Below are 23416 nucleotides of genomic sequence, written 5' to 3'. Positions count from 1 at the left end.
AGACCGCGTGGCAAACGAGGACAAGCTCCGGGAGTATCTCCGGCGCGCACTGGCCGAGGCGCAGAGCGCCCAGCGCAGGCTGGCCGAGATCGAACAGGCCCGGCGCGAGCCGATCGCGATCGTGGGCATGGCCTGCCGCTTCCCCGGCGGGGTCAGCACCCCCGAGCAGCTGTGGGAGCTGCTGGCCGCGGGCCGGGACGGGATCTCCGGGTTCCCCGCCGACCGCGGCTGGGACCTGACCGGACTGCCGGTCGGGCTCGGCGGGTTCGTCACCGGCGCCGGTGACTTCGACCCCGGCTTCTTCGGCATCTCGCCGCGCGAGGCGCTGGCGATGGACCCGCAGCAGCGGCTGCTGCTGGAGACCTCCTGGGAGGCGTTCGAACGCGCCGGGATCGACCCCACCTCGCTGCGCGGCAGCCGTACCGGTGTGTTCGCCGGGGTGATGTACCACGACTACGCGACGCTGATGGACAGCGTGCCCGAGGAGCTGCACGGCTTCATCGGCAACGGGAACGCCGCCAGCATCGCCACCGGCCGGGTCGCCTACACCTTCGGCCTCGAAGGCCCTGCGGTCACCGTGGACACCGCCTGCTCCTCCTCGCTGGTCACCCTGCATCTGGCGGTGCAGTCGCTGCGCTCCGGGGAGACGTCGCTGGCGCTGGCCGGCGGCGTGACCATCATGTCCACTCCGGGCACCTATGTGGAGTTCGACCGCCTCGGCGGCCTCGCCGCCGACGGCCGCTGCAAGGCGTTCTCCGCCGCCGCCGACGGCACCGGCTGGTCCGAGGGCGTCGGCATGCTGCTGCTGGAGCGGCTGTCCGACGCACAGGCCAACGGGCACCCGGTGCTCGCCGTCATCCGCGGCTCCGCCGTCAACCAGGACGGCGCCTCCAACGGGCTGACCGCACCCAACGGCCAGGCACAGCGCCGGGTCATCGTCGAGGCGCTGACCAACGCGGCCCTGTCCCCCGAGGACGTCGACGCAGTGGAGGCGCACGGCACGGGCACCGCGCTGGGCGACCCCGTCGAGGCACAGGCACTGCTGGCGACGTACGGCGCCGACCGCGACCGGCCGCTGTGGCTGGGGTCGGTGAAGTCCAACATCGGACACACCCAGGCGGCTGCCGGGGTCGCCGGTGTGATCAAGGTCGTGCAAGCGATGCGCCATGGGGTGCTGCCGCGCACCCTGCACGTGGACACCCCGTCCCCGCACGTCGACTGGTCCGGTGGCCCGCTGCGGCTGCTCACCGAGACGACCGACTGGCCGGAGACGGAGGTCCGCCGGGCGGCGGTCTCCGCGTTCGGGGTCAGCGGCACCAACGCCCACCTGATCATCGAACAGGCCCCCGCCACCGAGCCCGTCGCCGAGCCGCCTGCGGTCGCGGGGCCGGTGCCGGTGCTCGTGTCCGGTCGCAGCGCCGACGCCTTGCGCGCGCAGGCGGCACGTTTGCGGGACCACCTGCTCGCCGAACCCGCGCCCACCGCCACCGAGGTGGCCCGCGCGGCGGCGCTGTCCCGGGCCGCTCTGGAGCACCGCGGTGCCGTGGTCGCCACCGACCGCGAGGAGTTGCTGGCGGGGCTGGCCGCGCTGGCCGACGGCGCCTCCGGGGTGATCAGCGGCGTCGCCGGGCGCGGCGGTGGTACCGGGTTCCTGTTCTCGGGTCAGGGGTCGCAGTGGTCGGGGATGGGCCGGGAGCTGGCCGAGCGGTATCCGGTGTTCGCGGAGGCGTTCGGTGATGTCTGCGGGCGGTTGGAGGGGGTGCTGAAGCTCCCGGTGCGGGATGTGGTCCTGGACGGTGGGGGGCGGCTGGATCAGACCTTGTTCGCGCAGTGTGGTCTGTTCGCGTTCGAGGTGGCGTTGTTCCGGTTGCTGGAGTCGTTCGGTGTGGTGCCGGACTTTGTGGTGGGTCATTCGGTGGGTGAGGTGGCGGCCGCGCATGTGGCGGGGGTGTTGTCGCTGGATGACGCGGTGGTGTTGGTGTGTGCGCGGGCTGGGTTGATGCAGGAGTTGCCTCCGGGTGGGGCGATGCTGGCGGTGAACGCCCCCGAGGGCGAAGTCGCCGGCATCCTGTCGGGTGAGGTGAGTATCGCGGCCGTCAATGGGGTGCGGTCGGTGGTGGTGTCGGGTGCGGTGGCGGCGGTGGAGGCTGTTGCGGAGCGGGCGGGGGAGCGGGGGTGGCGGCACACGCGGCTGCGGGTGAGCCATGCCTTCCATTCGCCGCTGGTGGAGCCGGTGTTGGAGCGGTTCCGTGCCGCGATAGCCGGTGTCGAGTTTGCTGCCCCGCGTATTCCGTTCGTGTCGACGGTGGATGTCGGTGCGGCCCCGGTGGATGCCGACTATTGGGTGCGTAATGTCCGGGACACTGTTCGTTTCGCTGATGCGGTGGCTCATCTGCATGCGCAGGGTGTGACGCGGTTCGTGGAGGTCGGTCCGGACACCGCGCTCACCGCTGCCGGTCCGGACTGTGTGCCGGAGGACAGTACGGCGGTGTTCGTGCCGTTGCTGCGCCGTGAGCAGCCGGAGGTGCGTGCGCTGGCCGCCGGGTTGGCCCGGTTCCATGTGTATGGCGGTACGGTCGACTGGGCGTCGTATCTGCCCGCCGCGGCCCGCATCGAGCTGCCCACGTACGCGTTCCAACGCCGTCGCTACTGGCTGGAGTCGGCCTCCGGCGGCAATGTCGGCGCCGTCGGGCTGCTTCCGGCGGGCACCCCGCTGCTCGGCGCGGCCACCGCGCTGGCCGGGTCCGACGCCTACCTGCTCACCGGGCGGCTGTCGGTGCCGTCCCAGCCCTGGCTGGCCGACCACCGGGTCTCCGGCGCGATCGTGCTGCCCGGCGCGGCCTTCCTGGAACTCGCCCTGCAAGCCGCCGACCGGGTCGGCTGCGACCGGGTCGAGGAACTCGTCCTGCGGGCGCCGCTGTTGCTCACCGACACCGGCGCGGTCCGGCTGCAACTGGCCGTCCGCGAGGCACAGGACGACGGCCGTCGCGCCGTGGAGATCTACTCGCTGGCCGAGGACGCCTCCGAGGACGAGCCGTGGACGCTGCACGCCACCGGCACCCTGACCGCCGACACCCGTACCGGCGCGGCGGCCACCCTGACGGCCTGGCCGCCGCAGGGCGCCGTACCGCTGGCCGTGGACCCGGTGTACGACGGTCTCGCCGCCCGCGGACTGGGCTACGGCCCGGCGTTCCAGGGGCTGCGCGCGGCCTGGCGGTGCGGCGCGGACATCCTCGCCGAGGTCGCCCTGCCCGGCGAACACCGCGACCGTGCCGGCCGGTTCGGGCTGCACCCGGCGCTGCTGGACGCAGCGCTGCACGCGCTCGCGCTGACCGACGACACCGGCACCGCGCGGCTGCCGTTCTCCTGGGCCGATGTCCGGCTGCACGCCGCCGGAGCGGCCGCCGCCCGGGTCCGGCTCACGCCCACCGGTGACGGGACCGTCGCGCTGTACCTGTTCGACGCCTCCGGTGCTCCCGTCGCCTCGGTCGGCTCGCTCACGCTGCGCGCCGCCACCGGCCCCGACACGAACGGACCGCTCCACGACGCGCTGTTCCGGCTGGACTGGGACGGCATCCAGGCCCCCGACCGGCCCGTCGCCGGCCCCTGGTCGGTGCACGGGGAGCTGCCCGAGCCGCTGGCCGCCGAGCTGCGCGCCGCCGGTACCGATCTGACCGGGGACGGCGGTCCCGCCGACGTCACCGTGCTGGCCGTCGCGCCGGGGCAGCCCGTCGAGCAGGTCACCACGGCCGTGCTGGGCCAGGTGCAGGACTGGCTGGCCGGCAGCGCGGCGCCCGCCCGGCTGCTGGTCGTCACCACCGGCGCGGTCGCCACCGGACCCGCCGACGGCCCCGCCGATCCGGGCGGCGCGGCGGTGTGGGGGCTGCTGCGGGCCGCGCAGGCCGAACAGCCCGACCGGATCCTGCTGGCCGACCTCGACGGCACCCCCGCGTCCCGGCGCGCACTCGGCGCCGTACCGGCCGCCGGGCGGCCCGAGGTGGCGGTGCGTGACGGCGCGCTGCTCGCCCCCCGGCTGGTCCGGCCCCAGCTGGTGCCGCCCGCCGACCGGCACTGGCGGCTGGCCGTCACCCGGCCGGGCACCCTGGACCACATCGCGCTGGTGCCCGCCCCGGCCGCGGCCGGCCCGCTGGGACCGGGGCAGGTGCGCATCGCGGTGCGCGCGGCCGGGCTGAACTTCCGCGATGTGCTCATCGCCCTGGGCATGTACCCGGGCGAGGTGGCGCTGGGCGGCGAGGGCGCCGGTGTGGTCACCGAGGTGGCCGCCGATGTCACCGACCTCGCCCCGGGCACCCGGGTGCTGGGCCTGTTCGGTGACGCGTTCGCCCCGGTCGCGGTCGCCGACCGGGCCGCCGTGGCACCGATCCCGGACGGCTGGACGTTCGAGCAGGCCGCCGCCATGCCGATCGCCCATCTCACCGCCCACCTCGGGCTGGTCGGGCTCGCCGGGCTGCGGGCCGGCGAGTCGGTGCTGATCCACTCCGCGGCGGGCGGCGTCGGCATGGCCGCCGTACAGCTCGCCCGGCACCTGGGCGCCGAGGTCTACGGCACCGCCAGCCCCGGCAAGTGGCAGGTGCTGCGCGACCTCGGGCTGGACGACGCGCACATCGCCTCCTCCCGCGACACCTCCTTCGCCGAGAAGTTCGGCCCCGTCGACGTCGTACTCAACTCGCTGTCCGGTGAGTTCGTCGACGCCTCCGCGCAACTGCTGCGCCCCGGTGGCCGGTTCCTGGAGATGGGCAAGACCGATCTGCGCGACCCGGCCGCGTTCCCGGAGATCGTCTACCAGCCGTTCGACCTGATGGAGCTGGCGCCGGACGAGATGCGGCAGTTGCTGGCCGCGGTGCTGGAGCTGTTCGCCGCCGGCGCGCTGACCCCGCCGGAGCCGTCGGTGTGGCCGGTCGCCCGGGCCGCGGACGCCTTCCGGTACCTCAGCCAGGCCCGGCACACCGGCAAACTGGTGCTCGCCCTGCCCCGCCCGCTCGACCCCGACGGCACCGCGCTGATCACCGGCGGCACCGGCACGCTCGGCGCGCTGGTCGCCCGGCACCTGGTGCGCGAGCACGGCGTACGGCATCTGCTGCTCACCGGCCGCCGCGGCCCCGACACCCCGGGCGCGCGTGAACTGACCGACGAGCTGGCCGCGTCGGGTGCCCGTGCCGAGGTGGTGGCCTGCGACGCCGCCGACCGGGAGGCGCTGGCCGCGCTGCTGGCCGGCATACCCGAGGAACACCCGCTCACCGCCGTGGTGCACGCGGCCGGGGTCGCCGACGACGGGCTGTTCACCGCGCTGACCCCGGAGCGCCTGACCGCGGTGCTCCGGCCCAAGGTGGCCGCCGCACAGCACCTGGACGAGCTGACCCGCGGCCACGACCTCGCGGCCTTCGTGCTGTTCTCCTCGGCCACCGGCACCCTCGGCGGCCCCGGCCAGGCCAACTACGCCGCCGCCAACGCCTGCCTGGACGCGCTGGCCGGCCGGCGGCGCGCGGCCGGGCTGCCCGCCCAGTCGCTCGCCTGGGGTCTGTGGGCCCCGCCCAGCGGCATCACCGGGGAGCTGTCCGCGGCGGACCTGGCCCGGATGGCCCGCGCCGGAGTGCAGGCGCTGTCCGCCGAGGAGGCGCTGGCCCTGTTCGACACGGCGCTCGCCGTGGACGAGCCGGTGCTGCTGCCCGCCAAGGTCCGGGTGCGCACCGCCGACCCCGCGCTGCTGCCCCCGCTGTTGCGCGGCCTGGTCCGCGCCCCCCGCCGCCGGGCCGCCGCCGCGACCGGGCCCGAGGCGGCCAGCGGGCCGGCCGCCCGCACCGCCGAGGAGCTGCTGGCGCTGGTGCGCGCCGAGGCCGCCGCCGTGCTCGGCCACACCGACGCCGACGCCATCGACCCGCAGGCGGAGTTCCGCGCGCTGGGCGTGGACTCGCTGTCCGCGGTGGAGCTGCGCAACCGGCTCACCGCGGCCACCGGCACCACTCTGCCCGCCACCCTCGTCTTCGACTACCCGACCCCCGCCGCCCTCGCCGCCCATCTCGGCGCGGACGAGCCCGCGCAGGCCGCGCAGGCCGCGCTGGCCGCCGCCGGCGTCGTCACCGACGAGCCCATCGCGATCGTCGGCATGGCCTGCCGGTTCCCGCCCGAGCTGCGCTCCCCGGAGGAGCTGTGGCGGTTCCTGCTGGACGGCGGCGACGGCATCACCGAGTTCCCCACGGACCGCGGCTGGGACCTGGACGCCCTGTTCGACGCCGACCCCGACCGGCCCGGAACGTCGTACACCCGGCACGGCGGATTCCTGCGCGACGCCGCCGGGTTCGACGCCGAGTTCTTCGGCATCAACCCGCGCGAGGCGCTCGCCACCGACCCGCAGCAGCGGCTGCTGCTGGAGACCTCCTGGGAGACCTTCGAACGCGCCGGGATCGATCCGGCCACCGTGCGCGGCAGCCGCACCGGCGTGTTCGTCGGCGTGATGCGCCAGGACTACGGCCCGATGCTGCACCGCGCCGCCGAGGGCGTGGAGGGCTACCGGCTCACCGGGAACGCGGCCAGCGTCGCCTCCGGCCGGCTCGCCTACGCGTTCGGACTCGAGGGCCCCACCCTGACCGTCGACACCGCCTGCTCGTCCTCGCTGGTGGCGCTGCACCTGGCCGCCCAGGCGCTGCGCCGCGGCGAGTGCGACCTGGCGCTGACCGGCGGCGCCACCGTGATGGCCACCCCGGGGCTGTTCGTGGAGTTCTCCCGGCAGCGCGGCCTGGCCGCCGACGGCCGGGTGAAGGCGTTCTCCGCCGCCGCCGACGGCACCGCGTGGTCGGAGGGCGCCGGCATGCTGCTGGTGGAGCGGCTGTCCGACGCACGCGCCGCCGGTCACCCGGTACTGGCCGTGGTGCGCGGCTCCGCCGTCAACTCCGACGGCGCCTCCAACGGGCTCACCGCCCCCAACGGCCCCTCCCAGCAGCGGGTGATCCGCACCGCGCTGGCCTCGGCCGGACTGACACCGCAGGACGTCGACGCCGTCGAGGCACACGGCACCGGCACCACCCTCGGCGACCCGATCGAGGCCCAGGCGCTGCTCGCCACCTACGGCCAGGACCGGGACGGCGAACCGCTCTGGCTCGGCTCGGTCAAGTCCAACATCGGGCACACCCAGGCCGCCTCCGGTGTCGCCGGGATCATCAAGACCGTCCTGGCCCTGCGGGCCGGGCTGCTGCCCCGCTCCCTGCACATCGCCGAACCCAGCCCGCACGTGGACTGGACCGCCGGCGCGGTGTCGTTGCTGACCGAACCGCGCCCCTGGCCGGAGACCGGCCGGGCCCGCCGGGCCGCCGTCTCCTCCTTCGGCGTCAGCGGCACCAACGCACACATCATCCTCGAACAGGCCCCGCCCGGGGAACCGGCGCCGGCCCCGGCCCGGCCGGCGCTGCCGCTGCCGGTCGTGGTCTCGGCCCGCACCGAACCGGCGCTGCGCGCGCAGGCCGCCGCGCTGCTGACCCACCTCACCGAGCACCCCGCCCTCGAACCGCACGTCGTCGCCCACTCGTTGCTGACCACCCGCGCCACACACCCCTACCGGGCCGCCGTCCTGGCCGACCCGCACCGCGGGCTGGCCGCCCTCGCCGCAGGCACCCCCGACCCCGACGTCGTCACCGGTCGCGCCGCCGACGCCGGGAAACTCGCCTTCCTCTTCCCCGGCCAGGGCTCCCAGCGGCTCGGCGCCGGCCGCGCACTGGCCGCGGAGTTCCCCGCCTACGCCGAAGCGCTCGACACGGTGTGCGCCGCGCTCGACCCGCATCTGCCCCGGCCGCTGCGCGAGGTGCTGTACGCCGCCGAAGGCAGCCCCGAGGCCGCACTCCTCGACCGCACCGACTTCACCCAGGCGGCGCTGTTCGCCGTGGAAGTCGCCCTGGTCCGGTGTGCGGAGAGCTGGGGCCTGCGCCCGGACCTGGTGGCCGGCCACTCGGTCGGCGAGATCGTCGCCGCACATGTCGCCGGGGCGCTGACCCTGGCCGACGCCGCCACCCTGGTCACCGCCCGCGGCCGGCTGATGGCGCGGGCCACACAGGGCGGCGCGATGGTCGCCGTCGAGGCCACCGAGGACGAACTCGCCCCCCAGCTGGCCGAACACACCGGCCGGATCCGGCTGGCCGCCGTCAACGGCCCCCGCTCGGTGGTGGTGTCCGGCGACGCCGACACGGTCGCCGGGATAGGCGCCCACTGGCGTGCGCAGGGCCGCCGTACCCGGCAGCTGCGGGTCACCATGGCCCCGCACTCCCCGCACGTGGACGGCATCCTCGCCGAGTACCGGGAGATCGTCGCCGGACTGCCGATCGGCGCGCCCCGGCTGCCGGTCGTGTCCACCGTGACCGGGGCGCCGCTGACCGAGCGGGAGATCACCGACCCCGAGCACTGGGTCGCCAATGTCCGCGACAGCGTGCGCTTCCTGCCCGCGGTACGCGCCCTGGCCGAGGCCGGAGCCACCGCGTTCGTCGAGATCGGCCCGGGCGCCGCGCTGACCGCGATGGCCCGCGACTGCCTGCCCGCCGAGGCCGGGGAGGAGACCGGGCAGGGCGTGGAACGGGTGGTGCTGCCCACCCTGCGCGACGGCCGGGACGAGCTTCCGGCCCTGCTGGACACCCTGGCCCGGCTGCATGTGCACGGCATCTCCGCGGACTGGACCGCGCTCACCGAGGGCCGCGCCCCGGCGCCGGTCCCGCTGCCCACCTACTCGTTCCAGCACCGCCGGTTCTGGCTGACCGGCGAGAGCGCCGCCGACGCCGGAGCGATCGGCCTCGGCCCGGTCGGGCACCCGCTGCTCGGCGCGGCCGTGGCCCTCGCCGACGGCGCCGGAGTGCTCTTCACCGGACGGCTGTCCCTCGCCACCCAGCCCTGGCTCGCCGACCATGTGGTGGCCGGCCGGACCGTGCTGCCCGGCACCGCGTTCCTCGACCTCGTCGCCCGCGCCGGGGCGGAACTGGGCTGCGGCCGGATCACCGAACTCACCCTGGACACCCCGCTGGTGCTGGCCGAGCGGGGCGCCGCCGCCCTGCAACTGGTCCTCGGCGCGCCCGACGAACAGGGCCGCCGCGCGGTGAGCGTGTACTCCCGTACCGAGACCGGAGTCGCCGAGGAACCGTGGACCCGGCACGCCACCGGCACCGTCGAACCGCCCGCCGGCACCGCACCGCAGCCGGCGGACTGGTCCCCGGCCGGCGCCGACGGCGCCGAGACGGTCGAGACCGAGCCGGCCGAGCTGTACGAGCTGCTGGCCGACCGCGGGCTCGCCTACGGCCCGGTGTTCCGCGGGCTGCGCGCCGTGCGGCGCCGGGACACCGCCACCGGCACCGAGCTGTTCGCCGAGGTGACCCTGCCCGCCCCGGCCGAACCCGGCGGCTTCGGGGTGCACCCGGCGCTGCTGGACGCCGCGTTGCACGCGCTGGCCACCGACCCCGGAGCGAGCCGGGCCGCCCTGCCCTTCGCCTGGTCCGGGGTGACCCTCTGGCAGCCCGCCGCCCCGACGACCCTGCGGGTACGGCTGACCCCGGCCGACGGCGCGTTCGCGATCACCGCGTACGACGGGCAGGGCGCCCCGGTGCTCACCGTGGACGGCCTGGCACTGCGCCCGGTCCCGGAGGGGCTGCACACCGCGGACCCTGCGACCGAGGCGCTGTACACGCTGGGCTGGACGCCGCTGCCCGGCGGACCCACGCCCGCCGGCCTTCCCGAGCTCACCGACCTCGGTACCGGCCTCGACCTCGCCGCCGTCACCGACCCGCCCGGACCGTGGCTGCTGGCCGCGCTGCCGGCCACCGCGGACGACCCGGCCCTGATCGCCGCCGCCACCCACCGGGTCCTGGCTCTCACCCAGCGGTTCCTGGCGGACGAGCGGTTCACCGGGAGCACGCTGGTGCTGCGCACCTCCGGCTCCACCGACGGCACCGACCTGGGCGCCGCGGCCGTCTGGGGCCTGGCCCGCTCGGCCCAGTCGGAGCACCCGGGCCGCATCGTGCTGCTGGACAGCGACGGCAGCCTGCCCGACGCCGCCGCCCTCGCCACCGGCGAGCCCCAACTGGCCGTCCGACACGGCGCGTTGCTCGTGCCGCGGCTGCTCCGAGGGGCAGCACACCGTGAGCCTGCCCCAGGGGACCGCGAGGCATGGGACCCGGAAGGCACTGTACTGATCACCGGCGGCGCCGGGGCACTCGGCTCGGTACTGGCCCGGCACCTGGCCGCCGAGCACGGCGTACGGCACCTGCTGCTCGCCGGGCGCCGCGGACCGGACACCCCGGGCGCGGCCGAACTGGTCGCCGAACTCGCCGAGTTGGGTGCCGACGCCCAGGTGGTGGCCTGCGACGTGGCCGACCGCGAGGCGCTGGCCGCGCTGCTGGCCGGGATCCCGGCCGAGCGCCCGCTGCGGGGCGTGGTGCACGCCGCCGGAGTGCTGGACGACGGGATGCTCGCCGCCCAGACCCCCGACCGCATCGACCAGGTCCTCGGGCCCAAAGCGGCCGCCGCGCTGCACCTCGACGAGCTGACCCGCGGTCACCACCTCACCGCCTTCGTGCTGTTCTCCTCGGCCGCCGGGATCCTCGGCAGCCCCGGACAGAGCGGCTACGCCGCCGCCAACGCCGTACTCGACGGCCTGGCCGCCCGGCGGCGCACGGCCGGGCTGCCCGCCGTCTCCCTGGCCTGGGGCCTGTGGAGCGGCGCGGGCGGCATGGGCGACACCGCGGACGGCGCCGCACGGCAGCGCATCGAACGGCTCGGTGTGGTGCCGCTCGAACCCGCCGAGGGAATGCGGCTGTTCGACACCGCCGTCCCGGCCGGCACCGCACTGGCCGTCCCCGTCCGGCTGAACCTGCCCGCGCTGCGCGAGCAGGCCCGCACCGTGCCACCGGCCCCGGTGCTGCGCGGCCTGGTCCGCGTCCCCGCCCGCAGCGCCGCCGGCACCGGCGCCCTCCGGGCCGCACTGGCCGACCGCGACGAGGCCGCCCGCCGCAGACTGGTCCGCGACACCGTGCGTACGGCGGTGGCCGCCACCCTCGGCCACGACAGCGCGGCCGGACCCGGCGACCGGCGCGCCTTCACCGACCTCGGCTTCGACTCGCTGACCTCGGTGGAACTGCGCAACCGGCTGGCGGCGAGCACCGGACTGACGCTGCCCGCCACGCTGGCCTTCGACCACCCGAGCATCGAGGCCACCGCCGAGTACCTGCTCGGCAGGCTCACCGAGGCCGCCACCCCGGCCCGCACCACGCCCCGCCGCACCGGCCCGGCCGACGAGCCGATCGCCATCGTCGGCATGGCCTGCCGCTACCCCGGCGGAGTGCGCTCCCCGGAGGACCTCTGGCGGCTGGTGACCGGGGACGGCGACGGCATCTCCCCGTTCCCCACCGACCGCGGCTGGGACACCGACCGGCTCTACGACCCCGACCCCGACCGGGCCGGACACACCTACCTGACCAGGGGCGGCTTCCTGCACGACGCCGCCGAGTTCGACGCGGGCCTGTTCGGCATCTCGCCGCGCGAGGCGCTCGCCATGGACCCGCAGCAGCGGCTGCTCCTGGAGACCTCCTGGGAGGCGCTGGAACGCACCGGCATCGACCCGCTGTCGCTGCGCGACACCGACACCGGTGTGTTCGTCGGCGTCATGTACCACGACTACGCCACCCGGCTGCCCAGCACACCGCAGGACGTCGAGGGCTACCTCGGCGCGGGCACCGCGGGCAGCGTCGCCTCCGGCCGCATCGCCTACACCTTCGGTCTCCAGGGGCCCGCGGTGACCGTGGACACCGCCTGCTCCTCCTCACTGGTCACCCTGCACCTGGCGGCGCAGGCGCTGCGCGCGGGGGAGTGCTCGCTGGCCCTGGCCGGCGGCGCCACCGTGATGGCCACGCCGGGCACCTTCATCGAGTTCTCCCGGCAGCGCGGCCTGGCCGCCGACGGCCGGGTGAAGGCGTTCTCCGCGGACGCGGACGGCACCGTCTGGTCCGAGGGCGTCGGCCTGCTGGTGGTCGAGCGGCTGTCCGACGCGCGCCGCAACGGCCACCGGATCCTCGGCGTGCTGCGCGGCTCGGCGGTGAACCAGGACGGCGCCTCCAACGGGCTCACCGCCCCCAACGGCCCCTCCCAGGAACGGGTCATCCGCTCCGCGCTGGCCGCCGCCGGTCTGTCCCCGGCCGAGGTCGACCTGGTGGAGGCGCACGGCACCGGCACCGCGCTCGGCGACCCGATCGAGGCGCAGGCCCTGCTCGCCACCTACGGCCAGGGCCGCGAGGACGACCCGCTGTGGCTCGGCTCGGTCAAGTCCAACCTGGGCCACACCCAGGCCGCCGCCGGCGTCGCCGGGGTGATCAAGGTCGTGGAGGCGCTGCGGCACGGCGTGCTGCCGCGCACCCTCCACCTCGGCGAACCCACCCCGCACGTCGACTGGTCGGCCGGCGGGGTACGGCTGCTCGACGAGGCCCGGCCCTGGCCGGAGCGCGAGCGGCCGCGCCGCGCCGCGGTGTCCTCCTTCGGCATCAGCGGCACCAACGCGCACGTGATCATCGAACAGGCCCCGCAGCCGCCCGCCCGGCCGGCGGAGCCGCAGCGGGTCGTCCCGGTGCCGCTGTCCGGCGACACCCCGGCCGCGCTGCGCGCCCAGGCCGGCCGGCTGCGCGGCTGGCTGGCCGACCGGCCGGACATCGCACCGGCCGAACCGGCCGCCGCCCTGGCCGCCGGGCGCGCCGCACTCACCCATCGCGCCGTGGTCGTCGCCTCCGGACGCGACGACCTCCTCACCGGGCTGACCGCGCTGGCGGCCGGCGAGCCCGCCCCGCACGTCGTCACCGGCACCGCCGGCGATGTCGGCCGTACGGTGTTCGTGTTTCCGGGGCAGGGGGCGCAGTGGGCGGGGATGGCGGTGGAACTGCTGGAGTCCTCGCCGGTGTTCGCGGCGCGGATGGCGGAGTGTGCGGAGGCTTTGGGGGAGTTCGCGGACTGGTCGCTGCTGGGTGTGTTGCGGGGGGAGGTGGGTGAGCCGGGGCTGGACCGGGTGGATGTGGTGCAGCCGGTGTCGTTCGCGGTGATGGTGTCGTTGGCGGCGTTGTGGCGGTCGTTCGGGGTGGAGCCGGATGCGGTGGTGGGGCATTCGCAGGGGGAGATCGCGGCGGCCTGTGTGGCGGGGGCGCTGTCCCTGCGTGACGCCGCCGCGGTGGTCTGCGTACGCAGCGGACTGATCGCCGAGGAACTCACCGGCCACGGCGGGATGGTGTCCGTGGCGCTGCCCGCCGACGAGGTGACCGGTATGCTGCCCGCCGACGGCGGGGCGACCGTCGCCGCGGTCAACGGCGCCGCCTCCACGGTCGTGTCCGGCGCCCCCGAGGCCCTGGAGCGACTGCTGGCCGACTGCGCCGAGCGCGGCGTACGGGCCCGCCGGATCGCGGTCGACTACGCCTCGCACTCCGCCCAGGTCGAACGCATCGAAGCCCGGCTGGTCGAGGCGCTGTCCGGGATACGGCCCCGGCAGGCGACGGTGCCCCTGTTCTCCACCGTCACCGCCGACTGGGCCGACCCGGCCGCGCTGGACGCCGGCTACTGGTACCGCAACCTGCGCCGGACCGTCCGCTTCGCCGACGCCGTGCGCGCCCTCGCCGAGCAGGGCCACCGCGCCTTCGTCGAGGTCAGCCCCCACCCGGTGCTGGTGCCCGGGATCGACGGCACGCTGGACGAGGTGACCGTCGTCGGCTCGCTGCGCCGCGACGAGGGCGGCCTCGACCGGTTCCTGCACTCCGTCGCCGAGGCCCAGGTCGCCGGGGTGCCGGTGCGGCTGGCCGCCGCCTTCGACACCTCGCGGCCCGCCCCGGCGGACCTGCCGACGTACGCCTTCCAGCGGCAGCGCTACTGGCTCGCCGCCCCGGAGCCCACCGGCACCGGTACCGGCACGATGGACGGCGCGTTCTGGACGGCGGTCGACGGCGCCGACCCCGACGACCCCAAGGCGCTGGCCGACCTGCTCGGCGTCCCGGCGCAGCCGCTCGCCGAGGTACTGCCCGGCCTGGCCGCCTGGCGCGCCGCCAGGGAGGCGTCCGCCACCGCCGACGGCCGGCGCTACACCGTGGGCTGGCGACCGGCCGACCCGCCCGAGGCCGTACTGACCGGCACCTGGCTCGTGGTCGCCCCCGACGGCCTGCCCCTCGCCGAGGAATGCGCCGCCGCCCTCACCCGCGCCGGCGCCGAGGCCCATGTGATCGGTCCCGAGGCGGTACGCGCGGTGGTCACTGGCAATGCGGTAACCGCCGTTGCGGGGACAGGAGTTCCTCCGTTCGCCGGATCGGGATCGGACGCCTTGTCTGCTGGGTCGGGCTTGGACGTCGGCCCGGGCGGGCCGGGATCGGACGCCCTCCTCGCCGCGTCGGAATCGGACGCCGTGTCTCCCGGGAACGGCCCGGGTGCTGTGCCACCCGGCACCCCCTCCTTGGCCGACCCCACCGGCACCGCACCGGCTGCCGCCGACACCGGCACCGCATCGGTCGCCGACCGCACTGGCACCGCACCGGTCGCCGCCGACACCGGCACCGCACCGGCTGCCGCCCACACCGGCACCGCACCCGGCAGCACCCCTACGTCCGCCCTGTCCCCTGGCACCGCACCCGGTGTCGTACCGCCCGCAAGCGGGCCGGTGCGGGGGGTCGTCTCGTTGCTGGGGTTGGTCGACGGGCCGCATCCGGAGGAGGCCGCCGTGCCCGCCGGGCTGGCCGCCACCCTGGAGCTGGTGCGGGACCTGGCCGGCACGGACACCGCGCTGTGGCTGGTCACCAGTGGGGCGGTCGCCGCCACCCCGGCCGACCGGGTGCCGCACCCCGAACAGGCCATGCTCTGGGGCCTCGGCCGCACGCTCGCGCTGGAACACCCGAAGCTCTTCGGCGGCATCGTCGACCTGCCCGAGGATCCGCGCCGCGGGCTGGACCGGCTGGCCGCGCTGCTGGCCGGAGCCGAGGACCAGGCCGCGGTGCGCGACACCGGAGTGCTGGTGCCGCGCCTGGCGCACGCACCGCTCGCCGGGCGCACCCCGGCCCGGCAGTGGCGGCCCACCGGCACCGTCCTCGTCACCGACGGCCTCGGCCCGATGGGGCTGCCGGTGGCCCGCTGGCTGGCCGGGAACGGCGCCCAGGCGCTCGTCCTGACCACCGACGACCCCGCCGCCACCGCCCCCGACGACCTCGGCGTCCCGGTCACCCTGAGCACCTGCGACCCGGCCGACGAGACCGCCCTGGCCGAACTCCTCGCCGGGATACCCGCACAGCTGCCGCTGACCGCGGTGGTGCACACCGCGGGCACCCTGCGCTCCGGCCCGCTGACCGGCACCGGCCTCGCCGAGGTCGCCGCCACCCTCGCCACCAAGGCGCGCGGCGCGGCCAACCTGCACCGGCTCACCGCCGACCTGGACGCGTTCGTGCTGTTCTCCTCCGTCGCGGCCACCTGGGGCGGCAGCGAACAGGGCGCGTTCGCCGCCGCCAACGCCTACCTCGACGCGCTGGCCCGGCACCGGCAGGCCCGCGGGCTGCCCGCCACCGCCATCGCCTGGGGCCCCTGGCAGGGCGCCGGGCTCGGCGCGGCGGACGCCGGCGTCGAGGCGCAGCGCCGCGAACAGCTGCGCCGGCGGGGCGTGCTGGCCCTGGACCCCGAGCAGGCGCTCGCCGCGCTGGCCGACGCCGTCCGGCACGCCGACACCGCGGTGACCGTGGCCGACGTGGACTGGGCCGTCCTCGCCCCCGCGTTCACCGCCGCCCGGCCCAGCCCGCTGCTGAGCGAGCTGCCCGAGGTCCGCGACAGCCTCGCCACCGAAGCCGGCGGCACCGGTGGCACCGGCGGCCCCGGCGACCCGGAGGAAGCCGCGGACGGCTCCGCCACGGCGGCCCGGCTCGCCGCGCTGCCCGAGGCCGACCAGCGCCGTGAACTCGTCGCGCTGGTACGCCGGGAGGCCGCCGTCGTCCTCGGCCACGACGACCCCGAGGCACTGCCCACCGGGCGACCCTTCACCGACCTCGGCTTCGACTCGCTGGCCGCGGTCAACCTGCGCAACCGGCTGCGCGCCGCCACCGGCGTACGGCTGTCGGCCACGGCGGTGTTCGACCACCCCACCCCCGACGGGCTCGCCGACCATCTGCGCGGGCAGCTGGCGGCCCCCGCCCCGGCGGCCGTCGGCTCGCTGGACGAGGAACTCGACCGGCTGGCCGGCGTCCTGGCCGAGGTGTCCGACGAGGACGACCGGCGGCGCGCACTGACCCGGCTGCAAGCCCTGGCGGGCCGGCTGGCCCCGGAGCCGGACGCGGGCCACGCGTCGGCGGAGTCGGTCAGCGAGCAGCTCGCGGACGCCGACGACGAAGAGATCTTCCGGTTCATCGACTCGGAGTTGAGCTGATCATGAGTGATGCCGACCGTCTCCGCGACTACCTGCGCAAGGTCACCGTCGACCTGCACGAGACCCGGCAGCGGTTGCGCGCGTACGAGCAGCGCGACACCGAGCCGGTGGCCGTCGTCGGCATGGCCTGCCGCTTTCCCGGCGGCATCGGCTCGCCCGAGGACCTGTGGGAGGTGGTGGCCGACGGCCGCGATGTGATGGCGGCCTTCCCCGCCGACCGGGGCTGGCCGCTGGACCGCCTCTTCGACCCCGACCCGGACCGGCCCGGCACCACCTACGTCAAGGAGGGCGGGTTCCTCTACGACGTGGCCGACTTCGACGCACCGTTCTTCGGGATCTCGCCGCGCGAGGCGCTGGCGATGGACCCGCAGCAGCGGCTGCTCCTGGAGACCTCCTGGGAGGCGCTGGAGCGGGCCGGGATCGACCCCACCTCGCTGCGCGGCAGCCGCACCGGCGTGTTCGTGGGCAGCGGCGCGCAGGACTACGGGATGCTCGCCGCGCAGGCCGCCGAGGACCTGGAGGGCTATCTGCTGACCGGCAACGCGATCAGCGTGCTGTCCGGGCGGCTGTCCTACACCCTCGGCCTGGAGGGCCCCGCGCTGTCCGTGGACACCGCCTGCTCGGCCTCCCTGGTCGCCCTGCACCTGGCCCGCCAGTCCCTGCTCCGCGGCGAGTGCTCGCTGGCGCTGGCCGGGGGAGCCTCGGTGCTGTCCACCCCGGCCGGGTTCGTGGAGCTGTCCCGGCAGCGCGGCCTGGCGCCCGACGGCCGTGCCAAGGCCTTCGCCGCGGCCGCCGACGGCACCGCCTGGGGCGAGGGTGCCGGGATGCTGGTGCTGGAGCGGCTGTCCGACGCGCGCCGCAACGGACACCGGGTGCTGGCCGTGGTGCGCGGCTCGGCGGTGAACCAGGACGGCGCCTCCAACGGGCTCACCGCCCCCAACGGCCCCTCCCAGGAACGGGTCATCCGCGCCGCGCTCGCCGACGCGGGCCTGGCCGCCGCCGACATCGACGCGGTCGAGGCGCACGGCACCGGTACCGCGCTCGGCGACCCGATCGAGGCCAACGCGCTGCTGGCCACCTACGGCCGCAACCGGCCCGCCGACCGCCCGCTGTGGCTGGGCTCGCTGAAGTCCAACCTCGGTCACACCGGCGCGGCCGCCGGGGTCGGCGGTGTCATCAAGATGGTGATGGCGCTGCGCGGCGACCGGCTGCCGCGCACCCTGCACGTGGACGCGCCGACCCCCGAGGCGGACTTCGCCTCCGGCGGGGTGGCGCTGCTGACCGAGCCCCGCCCCTGGCCGGAGACCGGCCGCCCGCGCCGCGCCGGGGTGTCCGCGTTCGGCATCAGCGGCACCAACGCCCACGTACTCCTGGAACAGTGCGAGGACTTCGCGCCGGCCGAAACCCCGGCGACCACCGAAGCCCCCGCCACCTCCGAGGCCTCGGAGACCTCCAAGGCCGCCGCCCCCGCCGGCACCGCCGAGACCGATCGTCGTACGACCGTCCCCGCCGCCCCCGTCCCCCTCGCCCTCTCCGCCCGCACCCCCGAAGCGCTGCGGGCGCAGGCCGAGCGGTTGCTGCCGCTCGTGCAGGCCGGGACCCCGTTGCCGGATCTCGCCGGCGCCCTGCTGCGCTCCCGCGCCCTCTTCGACCACCGTGCCGTGGTCGTCGCCGACGCTCCGGACACCGCCGCCGAGGCACTGCGCGCCCTGGTCGAGGGCAGGCCGCACGACGCCGTGACCGGCGCCACCGCCGCGCCCGTCGACCGGGTCGTGTTCGTCTTCCCCGGCCAGGGCTCCCAGTGGGCCGGCATGGCCGCCGGACTGCTGGACTCCGCGCCCGTGTTCGCCGCCCGCGTCGCCGAGTGCGACACCGCGGCCCGCGCCTTCGTGGACTGGTCGATCGTCGACGTGCTGCGCGGGGCGCCCGGCGCGCCCTCCATGGAGCGCATCGAGATCCTGCAACCGGTGCTGTTCGCGGTGATGGTGTCCCTCGCCGAACTGTGGCGCTCCTACGGCCTCACCCCGGCCGCGGTGGTCGGCAGCAGCCAGGGCGAGATCGCCGCCGCCTGCACGGCGGGCGCGCTGTCCCTGCACGACGCGCTGAAGATCGTCGTACTGCGCAGCCGGCTGTTCGCCGAGGAACTGCTCGGCCGTGGCGCGGTCGTGTCGGTGGCCGCGTCCGAGCAGCAGGTCCGCGCCCGGCTGGCCGCCCAGGGCGACGCGCTGCACATCGGCGGCGTCAACGGCCCGAACGCGGTGACCGTGGTCGGCGCGACGGACGCGCTGGAACGGTTCGTCGCCGAGGCCACCGCCGACGGGCTGCGCGCCCGGCTGGTCGGCTCCACCGTCGCCTCGCACTGCGACCAGGTCGACCCGCTGCGCGAGCGCATCCTGGACCTGTTCGCCGACGTACGGCCCACCGCGGCAGAGGTGCCGTTCTGCTCCACCGTCACCGGCGGCTTCACCGACACGGCCGGCCTGGGTGCCGCGTACTGGTTCGAGAACGCCCGCCGGCCGGTGGCCTTCGACCCGGCCGTGCGCACCCTGCTGGCCGCCGGCTACCGCTTCTTCGTCGAGGTCAGCCCGCACCCGGTGCTGGTCACCGCGGTGCAGGACATCGCCGAGGACGCCGGGACCGAGGCCGCCGCCGTCGGCTCGCTGCGCCGCGACGAGGGCGGCCTCGACCGCTTCCTGCGCTCGGTGGCCGACGCGCACACCCGCGGCGCCCCGGTCGACCTCGGCGCCGCCCTGGCCGGCCGGGACCCCGCCTGGGTGGATCTGCCCACCTACCCCTTCCAGCGGCAGCGCTACTGGCCCGAGCCCGACCCGGCCGCCGTACCCGGCACCGCGGACCCGGTGGAGTCCGCCTTCTGGACCGCGGTGGAGAACGCCGACCTGCCCGGCCTCACCGACGCGCTCGACCTGGCCGCCCCGGAGGCCGAACCCCTGGCCGCCGTGCTGCCCGCGCTGTCGGCCTGGCGGCGGCGGCGCCGCGAGCGGTCCGTCGTGGACTCCTGGCGCCACACGCTTCAGTGGCGGCCGGTGCCCGACCCGGCGAGCGCGCGGCTGACCGGCGACTGGCTGGTCGCCGTACCCCCCGGGCACATCGGACCGGAACCCGGCGCGCTGGCCCGGCACGGCGCCCGGGTGATCCGGGTCGAACTCACCGGGGACTCAACGGACGTGGCGGAGCTGCGGGACGCGCTGGCCGGCGTCCGGCCCGCCGGGGTGCTCGCCCTGCTGGGCTGGCCGGCCGCCGTGACCCTGGTCCGCGCCCTGGCCGAACTGGGCGTGGCGGCCCCCCTGTGGTTCACCACGACGGAGGCGGTGGCGCTGGACGCGGCGCCGGACGGCGACCCGGACCGGGCCGCGCTGTGGGGCCTGGCGCCGACGGTGTCCCTGGAACACCCCGACCTCGCCGGCGGCATCGTCGACCTGCCCGCCCGGCCCGACGAACGGGCGCTGACCCGCTGGTGCGCGGCGCTGTCCGGGCGCACCGGCGAGGAACAGCTCGCCGTCCGCCCGGCCGGACTGTTCGCCCGCCGCCTGGTGCGCAGCCCGCTGACCGAACTGACCGGCGACACCTGGCGGCCCACCGGCACCACCCTGGTCACCGGCGCGGACACCACGACGGGCGCGGCCGTGGCCCGCTGGCTGGCCGCCGCGGGCGCCCCCGCGCTGCTGCTCACCGCCGCACCCGGCGGCGCGGTGCCCGAGGAGACGGTCGCCGCGCTGCGCGCCGACGGCACCGAGGTGCACACCGCCGTCTGTGACCTGACCGACCCCGCTGCGGTGGCCGCGCTGCCGGCGTCGCTGCCCGCCGGGCAGCCGCTCAGCGCCGTGGTGCACACCGCCGTACCGCTCACCGAAGCCCCGCTGACCAGCCTCGACGGCGCCGCCGCCGCGGCCGCCCTGAACCCCGGCGTCACCGCCGCCTGGCAGCTGCACCACCTCACCCGGGAGCTGCCGCTCACCGCGTTCGTGCTGTTCTCCTCGGTCTCCGGCACCTTCGGCGGCGTCGGCCAGGCCGGTTACGCCGCGGCCACCGCCGCGCTGGACGCGCTCGCCGAGCACCGCGCCGCGGCCGGGCTGCCCGCCCTGTCGGTGGCCTGGGCGCCCTGGGCCGACCCCGACGACACCAGCGGCGTGGCGGCCACCCGCCGGGACCGGCTGGCGAGCCGGGGCATCGCCGTACTGGACGAGCAGCGCGCCCTCGCCGCGCTCGGCACCGCGCTCACCGCCGGGGACACCCGCCTGCTGCTGGCCGAGGTGGACTGGCCGCGGTTCCACGCCGCGTACACCCTCACCGGCCCGCGCCCGCTGATCGCCGAGTTCGCCCCCGACCGCGGCCGCCGCGAGGCCGGCGGCCCGGCCGTGCCGGGCGCCGGCGCGCTGGCCGGGCTGCCCGCCGCCGAGCGGTACGGCGCGCTGCTCACCGCGGTCACCGGCCAGGCCGCGGCCGTCCTCGGCTTCCCGGACGGCTCCGCGCTCGACCCGGCCCGCCGCTTCCTGGAACACGGCTTCGACTCGCTGACCACCCTGGAGCTGCGCAACCGGCTGTCCGCGGCCACCGGGGTACGGCTGACCGCGGCCACCCTGTTCGAGCACGACACCCCGCAGGCGCTGGCCCGCCACCTGAACGGCGAACTCGGCCCCGACCCGGCCGCCAGCGCCGCCCCCGGCGTGTTCGAGGGCCTGTACCGGCAGGCGGCCGAGGCCGGGAAGACCGGCGCGTTCGTGGAGCTGCTCGGCGCCGCCGCCCGGCTGCGTCCCGGCTTCGCCGAGGGGGCCGGCGGCCCGCTGCCCGAACCGGTGCCGCTGACCGCGCACGAGGACGGCCCGCTGCTGGTCTGCCTGCCCACCGTGCTGGCCACCTCCGGCCCGCACCAGTACGCCCGGTTCGCCGCCGCGCTGCGCGACCGGCGCGCCGTCACCGCCCTCGCCCTGCCCGGCTACCTCGACGGCGAACCGCTGCCCGCCGACCGGCCCGCCGCGCTGGAGGCCGTCACCCGCCAGGTGCGGCAGGCGGCGGGGGAGCGGCCGGTGGTGCTGGTCGGCTACTCCTCGGGCGGCCTGCTGGCCGACGGCGTCGCCGCCCGGCTGGCCGCCGAGGGCCGCCCGGCCGCCGCGCTGGTGCTCATCGACACCTTCCTGTTCGGGCCCGAACTGACCGTCACCGGAACCGCCTTGTTCGAGCAGATGTTCGCCCGGCTGGCGGAGGGCGGCGGGGTGACCGACGCCCGGCTCACCGCGATGGGCGGCTATCTGCCGCTGCTCACCGACTGGCGGCCCGCCGACTCCACGACCCCGCTGCTGGTGGCCCGTACCACCGAACCCCTCGCCGGATTCGACCGTCCCCCGGCCGACTGGCCCCGCCCGCACGATGAGGTGGAGCTGACCGGCGACCACTTCACCGTCCTCGAGGAACACGCCGAGCGCACCGCCCAGGCGGTGCACGAGTGGTTGGAGAAGCGATGACACGGCGTACGACGGTCCTGGTCGTCGGCGCGGGCCCGTGCGGCCTTGCCATGGCCGCACAGCTGAGCAGGCTCGGTGTGCAGGTCACCGTGGTGGACGCGGCGGACCAGCCGCACACCGGCTCCCGGGCGATCCTGCTGTGGCCGCCGGTGCGGGAGGTGCTCGGCGAACTCGGCCTCGCCGAGCGCGCCGCCCGCGAGGCCATCCAGCCCGTCGCCCTCCACTACCACCTGGGCTCCGGGGGCAGCGTGCGGGTACCGCTCAGCGACGTCAACGCCCCGCTGGTGCTGCCCCAGGAGCGCACCGGCCGGCTGCTGGCCGAGGCGCTGGCCGACCGCGGCGTCGGCGTCGAGTGGGGCACCCGGGTCACCAAGGTCGTCCCGGACGAGCACACGGTCACCGTCACCGCGACCCGGGCGGACGGCAGCACCACCGAGTTCGAGGCCGACTGGCTGGTGGGCGCGGACGGGCTGCACAGCCGGGTCCGCGCCGAGCTGGGCATCGACTTCACCGGCGCCCGCTTCCCGGCCACCTTCCTGCTCGCCGAGGGACGCATCACCGGCGAGCCGGGCACCGGGTGGAGCGCGGACGAGGTGCACTACTTCCTCGGCGACACCGGCACCGCGGTGCTCGCCCCGCTGCCGGGCGGCGAGTTCCGCATCTCCGGCGCCGTACCGGAGGGCACCCCGGCCACCGCCGAGCAGGCCCAGGTGCTGCTGGACGAGCGCGGCCCCGGCGGGCTCCGCTTCACCGAGGTGCGCACCGTCACCCTGTTCTCCAGCGACGAGCGGGTGGCCGGCGCGCTGCGCTCCGGCCGCTGCTTCCTCGTCGGCGACGCCGCGCATGTGCACAGCCCGATCGGCGGCCAGGGCCTCAGCCTCGGCATCCCGGACACCCGCAACCTGGCCTGGAAGCTCGCGGGCGTGGTGCACGGCCGGCTGAACCCGTCGATCCTGGACAGTTACGACCCCGAGCGGCGGGCCGCGATCGCCCAGACCCTCCAGGCCACCGGCCGGATGGCCCGGCAGGCCGTGGCCGGCCCGGCGGCCCGCCGGGTGCGCGACCTCAGCTGGCGCCTGCTGGGCGCCTCCGGCGCGCTGGCCCGCGGCTACGCACCGCTGCTCGCCGGCTGGCGCAGCCGCTACCCCGACGTGCTGTTCGGCACCGGGCCGGCCGACCGCCCGCAACGCTCCCGGCCGCGCCCCGGCACCCGCGACCCCCGCTGGCTCCCGCACCCCTCCGACGAGCTGGCCGGCCGCTTCCAGCTCCTCACCTACGGCGGCCCGCACAGCCGACTCGCGCAGGACGCCGCGGAGTTGGCCGGCAGCCTGCCCGGCCTGGTCGCGCACTTCCCGCTGGCCGGCCCGCGGCAGCGGTTCGTGCTGCTGCGGCCGGACGGCCATGTGGCCGCCTCCGGCGAGGCCGGCCGGTTCCCCGCCGTCGCCGCGCGGCTCGCCGCACTGGCCGCCACCCCGCCGTCCCCGTCGTCGGGCACCCCCTGACGACGGAGCACCAACCCCGCACCAAGGAAAGG

At 76.6% G+C, this 23416-nt stretch carries 3 protein-coding genes; all 3 read left to right on the top strand.

What is annotated here, in order from left to right; translation table 11 throughout:
- Positions 1 to 7 precede the first annotated feature (7 nt).
- The 3 genes from ACFVIU_RS14815 to ACFVIU_RS14805 are packed head-to-tail and all read left to right on the top strand — an operon-like array spanning position 8 to position 23384.
- Positions 8 to 16402 carry an SDR family NAD(P)-dependent oxidoreductase gene (locus tag ACFVIU_RS14815; RefSeq protein WP_385842825.1) on the top strand — a complete coding sequence of 5465 codons (16395 nt, stop codon included), beginning with the start codon at positions 8 to 10 and terminating at the stop codon, positions 16400 to 16402.
- The gene (locus ACFVIU_RS14810) at positions 16402 to 21882 is read left to right on the top strand and encodes a type I polyketide synthase (RefSeq protein WP_385843020.1); all 5481 of its coding nucleotides are present in this window, start codon (positions 16402 to 16404) and stop codon (positions 21880 to 21882) included. The genes ACFVIU_RS14815 and ACFVIU_RS14810 overlap by 1 nt, the downstream gene beginning before the upstream one ends.
- Complete coding sequence (locus tag ACFVIU_RS14805) at positions 21879 to 23384, top strand: FAD-dependent oxidoreductase (RefSeq protein ID WP_385842824.1); 1506 nt, start codon at positions 21879 to 21881, stop codon at positions 23382 to 23384. Before ACFVIU_RS14810 ends, ACFVIU_RS14805 begins: the two co-directional genes overlap by 4 nt.
- Positions 23385 to 23416 lie beyond the last annotated feature (32 nt).

It is taken from the genome of Streptomyces sp. NPDC127190, assembly GCF_042672505.1.
Classification (GTDB): domain Bacteria; phylum Actinomycetota; class Actinomycetes; order Streptomycetales; family Streptomycetaceae; genus Streptomyces.
Note: the sequence above shows the minus strand (reverse complement) of the source record. Positions and strands in the feature narration are given on the sequence as shown.

Excerpts from the sequence above, each read along its gene's own strand:
- ACFVIU_RS14805 (WP_385842824.1), top strand. The coding sequence starts at position 21,879 with ATGACACGGCGTACGACGGTCCTGGTCGTCGGCGCGGGCCCGTGCGGC.